We start from the raw sequence: 15,588 nt of genomic DNA, 5'->3' as shown, positions 1-15,588 counted from the left end.
GCGGAAAAAGAAATTTTCCATCATTGGGGACAAAAAAGGGGTGTAAAAAAAGATTGATTTACTCATCGTATATGGTAACATAAAGATGATGTGTGTTTTCGCGATTTTATAAGGCCAAGGTGGTTGCACATGAATATAGAAGCATTTGCGGCATGTTTGGCTTCGTTTATCACGGTATTGGTCATCACCCCGTTCGTGATCAAGCTCGCCATCAAAATTGGCGCGGTCGATCGGCCGAACGGGAGAAAAGTGCATACAAAGGTCATGCCAAGGCTCGGGGGATTGGCCATTTTTATCGGTGTCGCCGTCGGCTATTTTGTCGGCGGGGTGTATAAAGAGCAAGTGACGGGGATGACGGTCGGCGCCATCATCATCGTGCTTGTCGGGATGCTCGACGATTTGTACGAGCTGTCGCCAAAAGTGAAGCTGGCCGGCCAGCTGCTGGCGGCGCTCGTTGTTGTCGCTTCCGGGCTGAAGGTCGATCTTTTGACCGTCCCGTTTGTCGGCACGTTTGAGTTGGGGCTGTGGAGCTACCCGATCACCATATTTTGGATTGTCGCCATTACGAACGCCATCAACTTGATCGACGGGCTCGATGGGCTGTCGGCGGGCATTTCTGCCATTGGGATTGCGGCCATTGCCGTCATGGCGGGCATGGCGGGCAAAATGCTCATTTTCACGCTCTGCCTGATCATCTTGGGCAGCGTCATCGCTTTCTTGTTTTACAACTTCCACCCAGCGAAAATTTTCATGGGGGATACCGGCGCGTTGTTTTTAGGATATGCGATTTCCGTCTTGTCGGTGCTGGGGCTTTACAAAAGCGTGACGCTTTTCAGTTTCGTCGTTCCGGTGATTATTTTGGGCGTCCCGATTTTCGACACGACGTTTGCCATTATTCGACGCATTGTCAATAAAAGGCCAATTTCGGCGCCGGACAAATCGCATCTTCACCATCGGCTGCTGGCTCTTGGCTTTTCCCATCGCAACACGGTGTTGCTCATTTATGCGTTTGGTCTTATGTTTGCCATCAGCGCCATTTTGTTCTCCGCCTCGACGTTATGGCAGTCCATTCTCATCGTCTTTGCCTTGATCGTCTTTGGGGAACTGCTTGCTGAACTGATCGGCTTGGTCAATGATCAGTACAAGCCGTTTATGACCTTTATTCGCAAGCTGCTTCGGGGAAGCCGGAAAGTATACGGAAATGACCGATAAATAGCAAATGGGCCGTTTGTGTCATGAAAGGGACAAACGGCTTTTTTCAGGAATTGCCCGTCTTTGGAAAATTATACCCTTCTTTTTCGTTGTTTATGCAGCTTCTGCAGTTCCTTCGCTGATTTTTTTGCGGCAAGGCCAAGATTGCCACAAAACTGTCATTATATATTGGCGCAAATGTGATAAACTAAACATGTTTATTATATTTTTTGGATTTGGAGGAACTTGCGATGAATGTGCCAATGTTGGATTTAAGCGAACAGTACGAACAATTGAAGCCGGAGATTATGCGCGTATTGGACGAAGTGATGCGCTCCTCCCGCTTTATTTTGGGGGACTATGTGAAAAAGATGGAAGCAGAAATTGCCGCCTACAGCCGGGCGAAACACGGGATCGGCTGCGGCAACGGAAGCGATGCGATACATATTGCTTTGCAAGCGGCCGGCGTCGGGCCGGGCGATGAAGTGATCACGACGACGTTCACCTTTTTCGCGACTGGAGGGGCGATTGCACGGGCCGGCGCCAAACCGGTGTTTGTCGATATCGATCCGGTGACGTTCAACATCGATCCGGCGCAAATTGAAGCGGCGGTGACGGAGAAGACGAAAGCCATCATCCCGGTGCATTTGTACGGGCAAATGGCCGATATGGAGGCGATCGCGGCGATTGCCAAGCGGCACGGATTGGTTGTCATCGAAGATGCAGCCCAAGCGATCGGGGCGAAATACAACGGGAAATGCGTCGGCGAGCTCGGGACGGCGGCGACGTACAGCTTCTTCCCGACGAAAAACTTGGGCGCATACGGGGACGGCGGCATGATCATTACGAACGATGACGAACTGGCGGAAAAATGCCGGGTCATCCGCGTCCATGGCAGCAAGCCGAAATATTATCATCATGTGCTCGGCTACAACAGCCGCCTTGATGAGATGCAAGCGGCGATTTTAAGCGTCAAATTCCCGCATCTTGACCGGTGGACGGAATTGCGGCGCAAGCATGCGGCGACGTATACGCGCCTGCTAGAGGAGGCGGTCGGCGACCTTGTTGTGACGCCGAAAGAAGTCGAGGGGCGCTATCATGTGTTCCACCAATATACGATTCGGGCGCCGAAACGCGACGAATTGCAGGCGTTTTTGAAAGAACAAGGGATTGCGACGATGGTGTACTATCCGTTGCCGTTGCATTTGCAGCCGGTGTTTGCTTCGCTCGGGTATAAAGAAGGGCAGCTGCCGGAGGCGGAAAAAGCGGCGAAAGAAGCGCTGTCGCTGCCGATGTTCCCAGAGCTGAAAGAGGAGCAGCAGCAGTACGTCGTGGAGAAAATCGCGGAATTTTATCGCCATTTTGCTTGATCACCCAATCGGCTAAAGGAAACGTCACTTGCGCACAGCAATGGCGTTTTCTTTGGCGTTGGATCATTTGTTTTGTTCGCAAAACTTTGTTATTTTATGTTAAGGGATGGTGGCCGGATTGGCGGCGGAAAAACGACCGTTTGTGCTATACGAATATTTGCGCTTTTTTTGGCAGCGAAAATGGTGGTTTCTTGTCGTTCCGCTTGCAATGATCGTTTTGACCGTCATCGCAGGGCGGCTTTTGCTGCAGGGGGAGAAGTATACGGGGAAAGCTGTCGTGTTTACCGGATCGATTGACGTCAAAGAGTTGACGGATCCGAAAAATATAGAGGCGAAGTTTCCTGATGTGAAAAACTTGGATGTCGTCGTTCCGGAGGAACAGTACGTGCAACTAACGATCAAAGGCGACAATGAACAAGCCATAAACCGTGAATTGAAGCGGGTGGTGTCGGAATACAGCAAGGAGCTCGAGCGCCATTCGCAAGAGCGGATTGATGTCACGACGAAATACTTGCGTGCGTTGGAAGAACGGGAGCGCACGTTGCGGCAAAAAGTTGATTATTATAGTGAACAAGTGCAGTCGGGCCGCTTGAATCCGGAACAGCTCAATGACATCAGCGATTTATTGGTCGAGTCGGAAAACAATTTGACTGAAGTGATGGAGCGCGTCAATCGCATCCGCGGCAATCTTGTCTTTTACGAAAAACCTGCTGTCTTGTCGGAAACGGTGGCGAAATCGAAAACGTATACGGCGCAGCTTGCGGCGATCGGCCTTGTCCTCGGCCTGTTTTTGACGGTCGTTTGGCTCGTGCTTTGGAAGTATATATTGGACGCGAGGAGGTACTATTCTTCATGATCCGTTTTGCCATTGTCGGCATGGGGCATATCGCCAAAAAACATATCGATGCCATTGAAAAGGCGGACGGCGCTGAACTGGCGGCGGTTTGCGACACGAACCCCGAACGTTTGCGCGACGTGTCGGGCGTTCCTGTTTATACTGATATGGAGACGATGTTGAAGGAGAACGAACAGATCGATGTCATCAACATTTGTGTTCCATCCGGGTTGCACGCGCCGCTGGCCAAACTGGCGGCCCGCTATCGCCGCCATATCATTGTGGAAAAACCGATGGCTCTTCGCACACGCGACGCTGAAGAGATGATCCGCGCGACGAAGGAATATGGCGTGAAGCTTGCGGTCGTCCATCCAAACCGCTTCCGTCCGGCGATTCGGAAGCTGAAAGAGGCGATGGAGCGCGGCATGTTCGGGAAACTGAGCCATGCGAACGCCACGGTGCGCTGGAATCGAAATCAAGCCTATTATGATCAAGCGGCGTGGCGGGGGACGAAAGAGTTCGATGGCGGTGTCTTGATGAACCAAGCGATTCACAATTTGGATTTGCTTCTTTGGCTCATGGGACCGATAAAGGCAGTGCAGGCGATGGCCGCGACCCGTCTGCGCAAAATCGAAACGGAAGACGTTGCGGCGGCGGTCGTCGAGTTCGAGAACGGGGCGCTTGGCGTCATTGAAGCGGCGACGACGATTTATCCGCAAAACTTGGAAGAATCGATCGCCATTTTCGGCGAAAAGGCATCGGTGAAAATCGGCGGCCGGACGGCCAACTTTATCGAGACGTGGGAGGCGGAAGGCGTCAGCGAGGAAGAACGGGCAAAGCTTATCGACGAGATCAACGCCGATCCGTTTGGCAAGCCGGGGCATCAATGGATCATTGAAGATATGGTGCAAGCGATTCGCGAAGACCGCGAGCCGATCGTCACTGGTTTTGACGGATTGGCTCCTGTTCGACTGATCGAAGCGATTTTGCGTTCGGCGGAAACGGGGACAAGAGTACAACTATCTGAATAGAAAGGAATGGGAGCGAATGAACTACGCGGAACGGCTGTTGCAAAAATTTGAGAAACGCGACGCGGTCATCGGCGTGGTCGGGCTTGGCTACGTCGGGTTGCCGCTGGCGGTCGAAAAAGCGAAAGCAGGGTTTCATGTCATCGGCTTTGACATCCAACAAAGCCGCGTCGATCAAGTAAACAACGGGATCAACTACATCGGCGATGTCGTCGATGAAGATTTGCATGAGATGGTCAAACAAGGGCGGCTCGTGGCGACGACCGACTACGCCCGCATCGCGGAAGTCGACGCCGTGGCGATCGCGGTGCCGACCCCGCTCGATGAGCATCACCAGCCGGATACGTCCTACGTCGAAAACTCGGCGAACGAAGTCGCCAAATACGCCCATGAAGGAATGCTTGTCGTTTTGGAATCAACGACCTATCCGGGGACAACCGAAGAAATTGTCAAACCAGCGTTGGAGAAGAAAGGGCTTGTCGTCGGGGAAACGGTGTTTGTTGCCTATTCACCGGAGCGGGTCGACCCAGGCAACAAGCAGTTTAAGACGAAAAATACGCCGAAAGTCGTCGGCGGCGTGACGAAAACGTGCACGAAAGTGGCGGCGGCGATGTATCGCGCTGTGCTCGAAGGAGACGTGCACGAAGTGTCCAGCCCGGCGGTCGCGGAAATGGAGAAAATTTTTGAGAACACGTTCCGCCATATCAACATCGCATTGGCGAACGAAATGGCCATTTTGTGTGAACGGATGGGCATTGATGTTTGGGAAGTGATCGATGCGGCGAAGACGAAGCCGTACGGATTTATGGCGTTTTACCCGGGCCCGGGGCTTGGCGGCCATTGCATTCCGATCGACCCGTTTTATTTGACATGGAAAGCGCGCGAATACAACTACCATACACGCTTGATCGAGCTGGCCGGTGAAATCAACAACGCGATGCCGGAATATGTCGTCAACCGCGCGATGCTTATTTTGAACGAAGAAGGGAAGGCGTTGCGCGGTTCGAAAGTGACGGTGCTCGGCGTCGCCTACAAAAAAGACATCGACGATGTGCGTGAATCGCCGGTGTTGAAAATCGTCGAGCTGCTCGAACAATACGGGGCGGAATTTGCCGTCGTCGACCCGTATGTGCCGTCGTTCCGGGCGTGCAACCGCGTCATTGAGACGGTCGAACTGACGCCGGAACTGCTTGAGCAGTCAGATCTTGTCTTGATCACGACCGACCACTCCAACATTGACTATGAGATGGTTGCTCGCCACAGCCGGGTCGTATTTGATACGCGCAACGCCATGAAAGACGTGTCGAAGCCAGTGAAATACGTCAAATTGTAAGCGAAGGAGACGAAACCATGAACGTTGTCGATCCCTCTGTCGTTTGCGGTGAACGTGTCGAAATCGGCCATTTCACTGTCATCGAGGCGAATGTAAAAATCGGAAACGACGTCAAAATCGGCCATCGCGTCACGATTCACGAAGGAACCGTCATCGGCGACGGCGTGACGATCGCCGACGGTGCGGTGCTCGGCAAACCGCCGAAACCGGCGAAAACGAGCACCGTCAAGCTGTCGGGCGAGTTGCCGCCGCTTGTCATCGGCGACCATTGCACGATCGGCGCCAACGCCGTCATCTATCGAGGAGCGACGATCGGCGCCTACACATTGATCGCTGATTTGGCGAGCGTGCGCGAAAACGTGCACATCGGCCAATATGTGATCGTCGGGCGCGGGGTGTGCGTGGAAAACCACGTCCGAATCGGCGATCGGACGAAAATCCAGTCGAACTCCTACATCACTGCCTACACGACGCTCGAAGACCATGTGTTCATCGCCCCGTGCGTCACGACGACCAATGACAACTACATGGGGCGGACGGAAGAACGGTTCGCCAAAATCAAAGGGGCGACTGTCAAGCGCGGGGCGCGCGTCGGGGGCGGGGCGATTTTGCTGCCGGGCGTGACGGTGGCGGAAGAGACGTTTGTCGCCGCTGGGGCGCTCGTCACGAAAGATACGGAACCGAAGACGGTCGTGAAAGGATTCCCGGCGCGCTTCAGCAAAATGGTCGACGAGCGGGAGTTGTTATAAATTGTTCTCGGCATTCAAGCGTTTAGGAGCGGATTCGCTCCTTTACGCGTTTATGAACGTCGGCACGAAGCTGATTGCCTTTTTGATGTTGCCGATTTATACAAGCTATTTGTCCAAAGCGCAGTACGGGGCGGTCTACTTGATCGACCAATGGACGTCGATGCTGACGTTTCTCGTCATTTTCGGCACGGATTCGGCGCTCTCTTTTTACTATTACGACACGGACGACAAAGAGAAGCGCCTTTTGTATGTGCGCAACGTCATGTACTTCCGGCTGTTTGTCGTCGCGCTCTTGTTTTTGGCCGTCGTTTTGGCCGGTCCGTGGATCGCAGGTGCGCTGTTTGAAGAACCTCGCTATGTCGATTTGCTGTACATCAGTATAGCGACCTTGTTGCTCGATACGATTTTCGTCATGGCGACAACGGTGCTGCGGTTTGAATTTCAGACGAAAAAAGTCGTGATTTGGACGCTCGTGAAAATGCTGCTTGTCGCTGTGCTGTCGTATGCGGCGCTTCGGTGGTTCGCGGCGACGCCGGAAGGGCTGCTCATCGGCCGGCTCATAAGCAGCGCGCTCGTGTTTTTGTTGATGCTGCATTTGACTGTTAAGTATATGGTGTGGCGCGTGCGCCTTGACGTGTTAAAGGAACTGCTTGCCTACGCCGCCCCGCTCGTGCCGACTTCGCTCGCCTTTTGGGTGATCGCCAACGTCAGCACGTTTTTCATCCAACGGTTTGCGTCGCTCGAGGAAGTCGGGGTGTTTGGGGTTGCCTTGCGGCTTGCGACCGTGATTACGCTCATCACGAGCGGCGTGCAGATGGCGTGGCGTCCGTATTCGATGTCGATGAAAGACCGGCCGGAAAGCCGTGCGCTGTTTGCGAAAGTGTATATGGCGCTTTTGCTCATTGGAGCGTTTGGGTTGCTTTTGATCGCCACTGTGAGCCCGTGGCTTGTAGAGACGTTTTTCAAACCGGAATATCGAGAGGCAGCGTCCTATATCCCGTTTTTATCAGCCGTCACGTTTTTGAACTTTTATTATTTGATTGTTTCCACCGGCTTGTTCTTGACAAAGGAAACCGGCTATATTTCAAGGGTGTTCACGCTAGCGGCGCTTCTTCATTTGGCGTTGAACGCCGTTTTGGTGCCGCTTTGGCTCAGCTGGGGGGCGGTCGCGGCCAGCCTCATTACGTATATTGTCGCTGTGACCTTCATTTTTCGCAAAAGCCAGCAAGTGCATCCTGTGCCGGTGTCGTGGAAAAAGATGGCTTTGGTTTTGGTCGGTACATTGCTCGCCCTCATCGTCATCGTCTACGTCCAGCATGCGCCGCTTGCTGACGGCTGGGTGCTCGCTGGTTGGGGGTTGTTTATTGCCGTGCTCTTTGCCAGCCGGGTGGATCGTGATTTGCGCCGTCCGATGCGCACGATCGAGGGCGAAAATGCGCAAAATACTTGATAACCGCTCATCTGATCTAGGAGGTGTTTCGGGTGAAAATCGCCACCGTGTTAGGCGCCAGACCGCAGTTTATCAAAGCTGCCCCCGTCTCGCGCGTCTTGCGAAAACAATATACCGAAGTGCTGATCCATACCGGGCAGCACTATGACCCGAATATGTCGGCCATTTTTTTTGAGGAGTTGAACATTCCGACGCCTGACTACTATCTTGGGGTGGGTTCAGGCAGCCATGGAAAGCAAACGGGGGAAATGCTGATCAAAATTGAGGAAATTGTCATGCAGGAAAAACCGGATTATGTGCTCGTCTACGGCGATACGAACTCGACGCTCGCCGGCGCGTTGGTCGCGGCGAAGCTGCACATTCCGGTCATCCACGTGGAGGCCGGGCTGCGCAGCTTCAACAAGCAAATGCCGGAAGAAATCAACCGCATCATGACCGACCATGTGTCTGAGCTCTTATTTTGCCCAACGGAGACGGCCGTAGAAAACTTGCGAAATGAAAATATTACGCGAAACGTCTGGAACGTCGGCGACGTCATGTATGACGCCATTTTGTACAACAAAGAGCTCGCGCAGCGCCAATCGACGATTTTGGATGATTTGTCGCTGGCGGAGAAATCGTACTACTTGATCACGATTCACCGGGCGGAAAATACCGATGACCCTGACAAATTGAAAGCCATTTTGGCTGCTTTTGCCGACATCGAAGGAACGAAAGTATGGCCGATTCATCCGCGGACGCGGCATAAGCTCGAGGAATACGGCTTGGATGCTTCGGCGATTCCGGGGCTTCAGCTGATCGATCCGGTCGGCTATTTGGACATGCTTCGGCTTGAGAGCGGAGCGAAAAAAATCATCACTGATTCGGGGGGCGTGCAAAAGGAGGCATATTTTCTCCGCGTGCCTTGCGTGACGGTGCGCGAACAAACCGAATGGGTCGAAACGCTGGAAGGCGGTGCGAACATCTTAACCGGCACGGACCGCGAGAAGATCGTCGCGGCGGTCTACAAGGAAGTCTCCCCTGTTTATGCGGACGTCTTTGGCGATGGGCATGCGGCGGAGAAAATCGTGGCGGCGATCGGACAGAGATAAGGGTGCGTCGGTATGTTGGACGTGTTGATCTGGCTGATGGTTTTTGTCGCCTCCACCTTGATGTTTCGCTATGCAGCGGGGACGCTTTCATGGACGGCGCCCAACCTAGTGTCGATTGTGTACTATTACTCGTTCCTTCTGTCGAGCTTCATCGGCGCGCTGCTGATCGCATTGGGAATAGATGATTACTACATGATTCGCAAGTTGTTTCGGCCCGAGGAATACCGGCAGATCGGGTTTCTCGTCGTCAGCTTCGTTATGATCGTGTTCCCGCTGTCGATGGTGGTCGTTTCAAGGTTGTGTGGATTTGAAGCGAGGCAGGAGTTTCGCGCCTACTTGCAAAAGCCGCTGTCCCCGCTGGCAGGAGCGACGGGCAGCCAAGTGTTTTATACGTTTTTGGCGCTGTCGCTGCTCAGTTTTGCCGCCATTGCGTATATGATTTGGAAAACGCCGACGATTCCGGTGTTTGCGCTCTTGACAGGGACGGACGAGAGCTTGGCTGCGCTGCGCGTTGAGGCGTCGCGCCATTTTGCCGGGAACGTGCTGTTTCGCAACATTTTCGCCATCACGCTCACGCCGCTTTTGTCGTTTGCTGCCTATTTGTTTGCCGTGCTGACGAACGAGTGGCGGTGGAAGCTGTTGTTCGCCTGCTTATTCGTTGGGGCGGTGTTTGTCAATGTGTACGATTTGGCCAAATCGCCCATTTTCTTTTACGTGATGATGTTTTTGCTTATTCGCATTTACATTGGAAAAACAAAGTTGTCGGCAGCGAAACTGGCGCTGTACGGCGGGGTGGGGGCGGCGGTGCTCGTCGGCATGTATATTGTCATTCAAGGGGTTCAGGATGTCACCACTTTTTTGTCCTACAACAAAGGCCCGATCGGCCGCATGATTTTGGCGCAAATCGCGCCGACGTTTCTTCATTTGAATTTGTTCGGCGAAGCGCTGCCGTTCCTTTACGGAAAAAGCTTGCCTTCGATGTTGACGGGGCTGTTTGACGTCGAGAACGTCCGTTCCGCCCGCCTGGTGATGGCGCACGTGTTTCCGGAGCGGATCGAAGACGGGACAGGAGGAGTGCTCAACACGCTTTTTGTCGCTGAGGCGTATGCGAACTTCGGCTATGTGGGAATCGTCGTCGGCACGCTCTATGTCGCCGTCGTGACACAGCTGTTGTACATTGGTTTTCTACGGCTGCCAAAAAATCCTTTGTTTTTAAGTTTGTTCGTTTATTTTTCCATCAACATTCCCCGCACGATTGTCGGTGGATTTACCGACTTTTTGTTCAATCCGACCTGGGTGCTGCTTGTGGCGCTGTTTGGCGGAATGGCGTTATGGCTGCGCGTGCAGGGAGATGTGCGGGCATGGCTTGCAACGAAAAGGCGAATAACCGATGAGGGATGAATGATGAAAACCGTATTGATTTATTATCCTTTTTCGCTCGCGTCAGAACGAAACAGCGGGTCAAAGCTGCGGCCGTATGAAATGCATCAGGCGTTTTTGCGCTGGGGAGCAAAGGAGGGAGTGGATGTTCTTCTGATCGCCGGCACGTCAGCCGAGCGGGAGAAGCAATTTCAAGAGCTTCGCGGCCAAGGCAAGCTCGATGACGTCTGGTTTTGCTATATGGAAAACCAGACGATTCCGCTTTGGCTGACCGACCCAGGGCACCGGCCGCAACGCCCGTTCGTCGACCGGGACGTGCTCCGCTACCTGAAAGCCCGCAACGTTCCCATCGGCGTTTTTTACCGCGATGTGTATTGGAAGTTCCCTGATTTGTATCCGCTCCGCGGTTGGAAAAAAGCGGCCATGCAAATGATGTACCGTTGGGAAGAGCGGTTTTACGAGCGGTACTGCGATGTCATCTTTTTGCCGAGCCTCGAAATGGGAAAATACGTCGCGATCCGGCGTCCGATGGTTGATTTGCCGCCGGGGGGGAAACAAAAGCCACTGCAGCGGACTCAAGAGGCGAAACAGCCGCTGAATGCCATTTATGTTGGCGGCATCAACAATGCCGACTACGGGCTTCCGCTTCTGCTGGAAGCGATTCGCTTGGCCAACCGCCGTGAGCCGCTCGTTTCGCTCACCGTCGTCTGCCGAAAAGACGAGTACGAGCGACAGCCGCTGGCGGTGAAAGAGGAGCTTGCCGCCTTGCAAGTGCGCGTCGAGCACGTCAGCGGCGAAGCGCTCGACCGTTTGTATGCGGAGATGGATTTCGCCTTCATCCCGCGGCGGAGGAGCGAATACAACGATTTTTCCGTCCCGGTTAAGCTCGTTGACTACTTGTCGAGCGGCTTGCCGATCGTCGCCACCGCTTGCTCGGCGCAAAAGCGGTTGATTGAAGCGGATGGGTACGGCGTCATTTGCGACGACAACCCGTCGTCGATGGCGGAAGCGATCGCCAAGATGGCTGACGCACTCGAGGAATGCCGCTCGCGCATTGCTCAGACGTTTATGGCGAAACATTCATGGGAAGCGAGAGTGGAAAAGGTGAAAGAGACGTTAGTGGGGGGCCTCCGATGAAAATTGCCTTATTGGCTCCAAGCAAATCGATCCATACGCATAAGTGGGCCCGCTTTTACCAAACGCAAGGCATCGATGTGAAAGTCGTCACGTTCAAAGACCATTACGGGCCGGAACAAGCGAAAGAAGTCGAGACGGTCGTGCTGCCGAAATGGCTGCCGGGGAAGTTGTCGTATTTTTCCACGGTGTTTTCGTTAAAGCGGCTGCTCGCCTCGTTTCAGCCCGATATTTTGCACGCCCATTACGCCTCAAGCTATGGGTTGATCGGGGCGCTTGCGGGGTACCACCCGTTTTACGTCTCCGTCTGGGGGCGCGACGTGTACCAGTTTCCAAACGCCAACCGCTGGAACCGGCGGATGCTGGAATATACGTTGCGGAAAGCTGATGTCATTTGTTCGACAAGCCATGTGATGGCGAAAGAAACGGGAAAGTATACGGACAAACCGATCGAAGTAACGCCGTTTGGGGTCGATGTCACCCGCTTCAAACCGTTGCCAAAACAACCGAAGCGGATAGTGACGATCGGCACGGTGAAGGCCCTTTCCGACAAGTACGGAATCGCTGATTTGATCCAGGCCTTTGCCATCGTGCATGAGCGCCATCCGCAAACGGAGCTGTTGATCGTCGGCGATGGACCGCAGCGGAGCGAATACGAGGAGCTGTGCGCCTGCCTCGGCATCCAATCGGTGACGACGTTTGCCGGCAAAGTCCCAAACGAACAAGTGCCTGTGTATATCAACCAAATGGACATTTTCGCCGTGCCTTCGACGGAAGACAGCGAAAGTTTTGGCGTTGCCGCCGTCGAGGCGATGGCGTGCGGCGTCCCCGTTGTCGTCTCCAACGTTGGCGGGCTGCCGGAAGTTGTCCGTGAAGGAACGACGGGGCTGATCGTGCCGAAAAACGCTCCAGAGAAGCTGGCGGAGGCGCTCGAACGGCTGCTGCTTGATGAGGGGCTGCGAGAACGAATGGGAGAGAACGGCGTCCGCCATGTCCATGAACATTATGAGTGGACAGAAAATGCGATGCGCATGATCCGATTGTATGAACAAACGTTGAAAGGCGGTGGAGGGAGTTGATGAGGAACCAAACCGTCATATCGGCCGCCGCGATGGGCGCCCGCTTGTCGCCGGCGGAGGCTAAGCTGGAAAACCGGCGGCCGGACGCTGGCAAGGTTGTGATGGCCATCGATTCACGGCAACGCTTATCCATCCGCGGACATCGGCACGGTGTCGATGAAGCATTTGCTTCTTTCCCTGCTTCGTTTGCGCTCCCCTTTTGGCACGCGTGTTTGCGGTTCGGAAGGAAAGCGGTGTGGAGCGGGCTATGAGGATCATTTACTTATGCCAACACTTCCCGCCGGAAAGAGGCGCACCGCAAATTCGTGTGTATGAGGTGAGCAAAGAGCTGATCAAACGGGGGCATCAAGTGGAAGTGCTTACGGCGTTCCCGCATCATCCGCACGGCGTCATCCCGGAGCCATACCGCGGCCTGTTTTATTTGTTCGAACAATGGGACGGCATTCCTGTTCATCGGACATGGATTTATCCGTCGCCGAAGGGGAGCTTTTGGAAACGGCTCGCTTCGTATTTTTCGTTTACGTTCAGCTCGTTTTATTCGCTGCTTGTGAAAGCGAAGCCGACGGACGTGATCATTTGCAATTCTCCGCCGTTGTTTTTAGGGATCACTGGGTACATGGGCGCGAAGTTGAAGCGGGCGAAGTTTGTCTTCAACGTCGCTGATATTTGGCCGGAATCGGCCGTTGAGCTTGGCATTTTGAAAAATCGACTGTTCATCCGAATGGCGAGATGGCTCGAACTGTTTTTATACCGGAAGGCATGGAAAATCGCCGCTGCGACGGAAGGCATTCGCGATTATATGATTGAGCAAGGGAAGGCGCCAGAGGACGTCTTTTTATTGCCGAACGGCGTCAACACGGACGTATTTCGCCCGCTGCCGAAAAGCAAGGAGCTGCTTGCGGAGCTGGGGATCGAAGGAAAAGTCGTCTTTACGTACGCCGGAACGATGGGATACGCCCAAGGACTCGATTCGGTGCTGCGGGCGGCGGCCATTGTCAAGGAGAAAGAGGAGCGGGTGCATTTCCTGTTTGTCGGCGACGGCCAGGAACGGGAAAAGCTGATGGCGTTAAAAGAAGAGCTCGGTCTTGACAACGTGACGTTTTATGGATCGGTTCCGGTTGAGAAGATGCCGGAGATTTTCTCAATCACCGACTACAGCATCGTTTCCCTGCGCAACATCGATTTGTTTAAAGGAGCAAGGCCTTCGAAAATTTTCCCGGCGATCGCCACCGGGACCCCGGTGCTGTATTGCGGGGAAGGAGAGAGCGCAGCGATTTTAGAAACGTACCATTGCGGAAAAATCGCTCCGCCAGAAAATCCCGAACAGATCGCCGCGGCGGTCATCGAGCTGCTTCGTCTTCCGAGAGAGGAATACGAGAAGATGGCGGAAAACGGGCGCAAGTTGGTGGTGGAGCAATATTCATGGAGCCGCATTGTCGACGATTTGCTTCGCGCGCTTGGAGAGGAAACGGAACACGAACCCGTTTGCCAGGCAGAAAGATAAAAAAGAAAAGGGTGTCCGGCTCACAAGCAGGATACCCTTTTCTTCATTTGAACATGGCCGGTCATGTTTCTATTGGAATGATAGGTTCCTTCACAACTGTCACGCTTTCGTTAGAACGAGACTTCCGCTCCGCGATAGTAATGCTCTAAAATTTGTTCCGCTGTCCATCCGCGCTCGGCGAACGCTTTCGCTCCGTATTGGCTCATGCCGATTCGGTGCCCCCATCCTTTTCCCGTGACGACGATCGAGCGAACCCCTGACGGCGAAGAGGAAAGCGGCGTGATTCCGGCGGTTGTTTGCACTTTTATTTCTCCGACGTTGGCAAGTGAAATCGTTCCGTTCCCCGTTTGAACGGAGTAGGACGACAAGGAGGAAGCGGCGATATTGCCATTGACCGTTTGAATCGACACCGACGGACCGTTTTTCTCTACCTGAATGTCAAACCAGTTAGACGGCAAGATGCCGTAAAATTGATTGCTCTCTAGCGGAAACAGCTTGCGGATCGTTGTCTCGTTTCCTTTGATCGTTTTCGTTCCTTCCGACGTCTCGATCGTCACGGCGCTCACTTCACCATTAGCCCCTGTTTTAGCAATGGAAACATCGTATAAGACGGTTGACGGATTCGTCATCCCGAACGAGCGCAAAAGGGCGTCCGGCGAGAAGGTGAATGACCAACGGCTGTATGGCGACGATTCATACGGGTCATCGACGCTCGCCAAATATGGGTAGGCGGTTTGCGACGAGTTCCAGACGTCGCTTACATTGGCGGTTTTGCCGCCGCTTGTCGAGTGGTAATACGTTTCGATGACATTGCCGTTATATTTGAGATACAGTCCTCTTGTCGCTTCGACCGCCTCGTTCGATCGAGAAGATTCGCCGTCATATCCTTTGTACGTTTGCGTGTTTGGGTTGGTCGTCAAGCTTGTTTTATGCTTGTATGCATAGTTTCTAGCGGCAATGGCTTGCGCCTTCAGCGCCTCAAGCGGCCAAGAGGCAGGCATCTCGCTCGGCACGACTCCTTTTAAGTAATCCTCCATATCTAAAATATTCGTGACAGACACGGCGCCGTTTTGCAGGCGAATGTCGACGCTGCCGCGGTAGCGGGTTTGATTCACTTTCACAAGCGACAACGGCGCAGCGCCGATCGTTTCTTGAATGGTGAATCCGGTGCTCGAAAAGTCAGTTTTTCCATTGTATGTGACCAACACAGTCGAAGAGGAAGCACGAAACACCAAGCTTGTCCCGCTCGCCAACGGGGTGATCGTCAACGTCTGTTTATTGACGATTTGATAGTTTCCGGTGACGGTCACTGTCACCGATGCCCCTTTGTATAACAGGACTTGTACCGGATTGTTGTACGTTTTCACCCCAGCGGCGTTCGAGGCGGAAGGAGAGGCGATGAGAAGAAACAGGCCGACGGCCAACCATATTAGTTTTTTCACCG

The 15,588-nt window shown here is 53.7% G+C and carries 14 protein-coding genes; 13 read left to right on the top strand and 1 reads right to left on the bottom strand.

What is annotated here, in order from left to right:
• Window positions 1–129 precede the first annotated feature (129 nt).
• From LG52_RS16010 to LG52_RS15950, 13 genes are all read left to right on the top strand, one after another.
• Window positions 130–1,212 carry a glycosyltransferase family 4 protein gene (locus LG52_RS16010; protein ID WP_044732699.1) on the top strand — a complete coding sequence of 361 codons (1,083 nt, stop codon included), beginning with the start codon at window positions 130–132 and terminating at the stop codon, window positions 1,210–1,212.
• 230 nt (window positions 1,213–1,442) lie between these two features.
• Entirely contained in the window at window positions 1,443–2,561 is a 1,119-nt protein-coding gene (locus LG52_RS16005; RefSeq protein WP_044732698.1) for a DegT/DnrJ/EryC1/StrS family aminotransferase, read from the top strand.
• 118 nt (window positions 2,562–2,679) lie between these two features.
• Window positions 2,680–3,417 (top strand): hypothetical protein, encoded by a 738-nt coding sequence (locus LG52_RS16000; RefSeq protein WP_044732697.1) that lies wholly within the window; start codon window positions 2,680–2,682, stop codon window positions 3,415–3,417.
• Window positions 3,414–4,427, top strand: coding sequence for a Gfo/Idh/MocA family protein (locus LG52_RS15995; RefSeq protein ID WP_044732696.1), 1,014 nt, complete (start codon window positions 3,414–3,416; stop codon window positions 4,425–4,427). The genes LG52_RS16000 and LG52_RS15995 overlap by 4 nt, the downstream gene beginning before the upstream one ends.
• Before the next feature lie 16 nt (window positions 4,428–4,443).
• The gene (locus tag LG52_RS15990; protein ID WP_044732695.1) at window positions 4,444–5,757 is read left to right on the top strand and encodes a nucleotide sugar dehydrogenase; all 1,314 of its coding nucleotides are present in this window, start codon (window positions 4,444–4,446) and stop codon (window positions 5,755–5,757) included.
• Between the two features lie 17 nt (window positions 5,758–5,774).
• Window positions 5,775–6,506 carry an acyltransferase gene (locus LG52_RS15985; protein ID WP_044732694.1) on the top strand — a complete coding sequence of 244 codons (732 nt, stop codon included), beginning with the start codon at window positions 5,775–5,777 and terminating at the stop codon, window positions 6,504–6,506.
• 1 nt (window position 6,507) lies between these two features.
• Window positions 6,508–7,956 (top strand): lipopolysaccharide biosynthesis protein, encoded by a 1,449-nt coding sequence (locus LG52_RS15980; protein ID WP_044732693.1) that lies wholly within the window; start codon window positions 6,508–6,510, stop codon window positions 7,954–7,956.
• 32 nt (window positions 7,957–7,988) lie between these two features.
• On the top strand, window positions 7,989–9,047 hold the full coding sequence (wecB, locus tag LG52_RS15975) for a non-hydrolyzing UDP-N-acetylglucosamine 2-epimerase (RefSeq protein ID WP_044732692.1): 1,059 nt from the start codon (window positions 7,989–7,991) through the stop codon (window positions 9,045–9,047).
• A gap of 12 nt (window positions 9,048–9,059) precedes the next feature.
• Window positions 9,060–10,448: an O-antigen polymerase gene (locus LG52_RS15970; RefSeq protein WP_044732691.1), complete on the top strand. Its 1,389-nt coding sequence runs from the start codon at window positions 9,060–9,062 to the stop codon at window positions 10,446–10,448.
• Window positions 10,449–11,564, top strand: coding sequence for a glycosyltransferase (locus tag LG52_RS15965; protein WP_044732690.1), 1,116 nt, complete (start codon window positions 10,449–10,451; stop codon window positions 11,562–11,564). It abuts the gene before it with no gap.
• Window positions 11,561–12,640 carry a glycosyltransferase gene (locus LG52_RS15960; protein WP_044732689.1) on the top strand — a complete coding sequence of 360 codons (1,080 nt, stop codon included), beginning with the start codon at window positions 11,561–11,563 and terminating at the stop codon, window positions 12,638–12,640. The genes LG52_RS15965 and LG52_RS15960 overlap by 4 nt, the downstream gene beginning before the upstream one ends.
• Window positions 12,640–12,891 carry a hypothetical protein gene (locus tag LG52_RS15955; protein WP_044732688.1) on the top strand — a complete coding sequence of 84 codons (252 nt, stop codon included), beginning with the start codon at window positions 12,640–12,642 and terminating at the stop codon, window positions 12,889–12,891. The genes LG52_RS15960 and LG52_RS15955 overlap by 1 nt, the downstream gene beginning before the upstream one ends.
• A complete protein-coding gene (locus LG52_RS15950; RefSeq protein ID WP_044732687.1) occupies window positions 12,888–14,144 on the top strand; it encodes a glycosyltransferase family 4 protein in 1,257 nt (418 codons plus the stop codon). The genes LG52_RS15955 and LG52_RS15950 overlap by 4 nt, the downstream gene beginning before the upstream one ends.
• 110 nt (window positions 14,145–14,254) lie before the next feature.
• Here the strand turns inward: LG52_RS15950 and LG52_RS15945 are convergent, their stop codons facing one another.
• Window positions 14,255–15,586, bottom strand: coding sequence for a SpoIID/LytB domain-containing protein (locus LG52_RS15945; RefSeq protein WP_044732686.1), 1,332 nt, complete (start codon window positions 15,584–15,586; stop codon window positions 14,255–14,257).
• Window positions 15,587–15,588 lie beyond the last annotated feature (2 nt).

Source organism: Geobacillus kaustophilus (genome assembly GCF_000948285.1).
GTDB classification, from domain to species: Bacteria; Bacillota; Bacilli; order Bacillales; family Anoxybacillaceae; genus Geobacillus; species Geobacillus thermoleovorans_A.
Note: the sequence above shows the minus strand (reverse complement) of the source record. Positions and strands in the feature narration are given on the sequence as shown.